This is a genomic window from Lacihabitans soyangensis, from assembly GCF_024343775.1.
Taxonomy (GTDB): domain Bacteria; phylum Bacteroidota; class Bacteroidia; order Cytophagales; family Spirosomataceae; genus Leadbetterella; species Leadbetterella soyangensis.
Window position 1 is genome coordinate 1 of record NZ_RJUF01000070.1, and the last position, 3155, is coordinate 3155.

The window sequence follows — 3155 nt, forward strand, 5'->3', positions numbered from 1 at the left end:
GAGATGCTTTCGTAAGTATTGGTATTCATTATGGCTTTAGGTTAATGGCTTATAAAAACCCAGTTAGAACCACATTTTCGAGTCCATATAGTCGATACAAAAATCTTTTGGTTGACATAAAACTAAATAATATTAATCAACTTTGGACGAGTGATATAACATACTTTAATGTTGGTGAAAAAGTCTATTATATCACAATGATAATGGATGTCTATTCCCGCAAAATAGTAGGTTATACCGCTGCAGATAATATGAGAGCAGAAAACAATTGTGAGGCTCTAAAGATGGCATTTAAAGCTCGGAAACAGACTATTTTTACAGAACTAATTCATCATTCTGATAGAGGTGGGCAGTACGTCAGCAATGAGTACGTAGAAATGTTAAATGCTGCCAAAATCAAAATAAGTATGTGCAACGAAGTCCATGAAAATGCTCATATTGAAAGAGTAAATGGAACTATAAAGAACCAGTACCTCAGATATCGAAATATTACAAGTTTTGAAGAACTTAAAAAACAATTGAGCCGAACAATTGAAGCCTATAACAATAGCAAACCACATGTAGCTTTGAATAAGCTATCACCAAACTCGTTTGAACAATATATCAAAGAACAATATGTCGAAAATCGACCGATATTACCAATTTGGACTTGTAATGAAACGAAAAATATCAACCCAAATCAATGTATATTACAATTTTAACTATATTACATTTGTCTAAAAAAACGTCAACCTATTTTAGGCAAGCACAACCAATAACCAATAACCAATAACCAATAATCAGATCACTTCGAAACCAACTCAATCCAAAGCGGCAGATTATAATAAGTAGTCACTCTGCTGATTTTCCCATTCTTTACCTCCAAGAAAGCCCCAGCTGGCAAAACATACGTTTGGTTATGAGCAGGAGGCAGTCCCTCATCTGCTACTTTATATATACCATTCACAACAAACTCTACCGATACCCTACTATTGGTTGGCTCAGAGAAAAACACCATGTCAGTTAGAGTCTCATCATAGCAAGTATCCATAGTACCTAAAAACTCCCTAAACTTCTCCAAACCAATCCGGACATCTCCCTGATTGGCCTCATGTCTTATCTCCGCATCCAACAAAGCCATCATTCCGTCCCAATTTTTGGCATTAAAGTGCCCGTAATACTCCTTTACAATTTCCAGTGCGTTCATTTCTCTCTTTTTTCTTTCAAATATATACCCTACGATTCTAAAAACCAATTGGCCAACACAGCCATAGAATCATAAACTCATTACACATATATAGAGTGGTCGATTTTTCTGTGTGCGTACCCCTCCGCCCCAAAAACAATAGAGCAAGAACAAGCGATAGGGGTGGGCACTGGGTCGGGCAGATCTACGCTCGTAATCTTCGCATTACCATTCTTGATTATGCTCCCGTTTTTGTGCCCAGCCTAGCGGCCAGGTTACAAAGAGCTCATGGTTGGTGAGCGATAGTCGAACCACTAACCGTCAAACAAACCAGACCAGCCGCAGGCAAAGCCAGTCCTAACTTTACCCTCCTTTTTAAGGAGGGTCGGCCGCAGGCCGGGGTGGTTAGTACGACAATTCACCCACCGCAGGTGAGCAGAACAACCATTTTAAAAAAAACAAAACGCTAAACATATAAATATTTCAATAACCGATCTAAAATAGTCAAAACGAAAAACGGCAGAAAATGCCCAAGAAAACACATTCAATCCAGAAAAGGGGAGATTGCGGCAAAAAAAGCACATATAACGAAACGCCAAACAAATATAACAAAAGCAAGAACTTTCTATGAGGTAGAAGTCAAAAGTCTTTGAAAAGCAGTGAATTAGGAGAAATGGTTAAAAAGAATAATAAAATAATATTTGGAAAAGGGGGAAATAGTGTCTTACCTTTGCACTCCCAAACGGCGAGGAAGTATAAACGGAGAAGCTAGAAAGGGGATAAAGTTCAAATAAATAAATTTTTTTCTTAAAAATATTTGGGAATTAAAAAAAGGTTCTTACCTTTGCACCCCGATTAAGACGGAAGGAAGAAATGAGGAGGCTGGAAACGGCGACGAGCTCACGATGAAGTGGGATAAAGTTCATTAACTTATTGGAGATAGAGACGAAACATAAAGTTGGGAGATCTTTCGATGTAAGAAATTACTATGGAGAGTTTGATCCTGGCTCAGGATGAACGCTAGCGGCAGGCTTAATACATGCAAGTCGAGGGGGCAGCAATGTCACCGGCGAACGGGTGCGTAACGCGTATGCAACCTACCTACATCAGGGGGATAGCCCTAGGAAACTGGGATTAATACCGCATAATATTGGATATGGCATCATAACCAATTGAAATATTTATAGGATGTAGATGGGCATGCGTAGGATTAGCTAGTTGGTAAGGTAACGGCTTACCAAGGCTACGATCCTTAGGGGCTCTGAGAGGAGTATCCCCCACACTGGCACTGAGATACGGGCCAGACTCCTACGGGAGGCAGCAGTAGGGAATATTGGGCAATGGAGGCAACTCTGACCCAGCCATGCCGCGTGCAGGAAGACGGTCCTCTGGATTGTAAACTGCTTTTGAATGGGAAGAATGTGCTCCTTGCGAGGGGTAATGACGGTACCATTAGAATAAGCCACGGCTAACTACGTGCCAGCAGCCGCGGTAATACGTAGGTGGCGAGCGTTATCCGGATTTATTGGGTTTAAAGGGTGCGTAGGCGGCTTAATAAGTCGGTGGTTAAAAGTAGCAGCTTAACTGTTTTACATGCCATCGATACTGTTGAGCTTGAGATATTTGGAGGCAGCTAGAATTTCCGGTGTAGCGGTGAAATGCATAGATACCGGAAGGAATACCAATTGCGAAGGCAGGTTGCTACGAATAAACTGACGCTGATGCACGAAAGCGTGGGGATCAAACAGGATTAGATACCCTGGTAGTCCACGCCGTAAACGATGATTACTAGTTGTTGGGGTTTAAGCTTCAGTGACCAAGGGAAACCGATAAGTAATCCACCTGGGGAGTACGCCGGCAACGGTGAAACTCAAAGGAATTGACGGGGGTCCGCACAAGCGGTGGAGCATGTGGTTTAATTCGATGATACGCGAGGAACCTTACCTAGGCTAGAATGTGAGCGAATGTTTCAGAGATGGAATAGTCAGCA

General features: G+C 41.5%; 2 protein-coding genes and 1 rRNA gene. 2 read left to right on the forward strand and 1 reads right to left on the reverse strand.

Annotated elements, in window-relative coordinates; genetic code table 11:
• A partial coding sequence (locus tag EGI31_RS14220) for an IS3 family transposase (protein ID WP_255037101.1) occupies nucleotides 1–701 on the forward strand: 701 nt, incomplete at its 5' end.
• Nucleotides 702–784: 83 nt separating this feature from the next.
• Here the strand turns inward: EGI31_RS14220 and EGI31_RS14225 are convergent.
• Nucleotides 785–1186 (reverse strand): nuclear transport factor 2 family protein, encoded by a 402-nt coding sequence (locus tag EGI31_RS14225; protein ID WP_255037890.1) that lies wholly within the window; start codon nucleotides 1184–1186, stop codon nucleotides 785–787.
• Between the two features lie 964 nt (nucleotides 1187–2150).
• Between EGI31_RS14225 and EGI31_RS14230 the strand changes: the two genes are divergently transcribed.
• Nucleotides 2151–3155 (forward strand): 16S ribosomal RNA (locus EGI31_RS14230); the annotation flags it as partial.

Bases quoted from the DNA above. Each gene is read 5' to 3' on its own strand.
- EGI31_RS14225 (WP_255037890.1), bottom strand. From the start codon at position 1,186: ATGAACGCACTGGAAATTGTAAAGGAGTATTACGGGCACTTTAATGCC.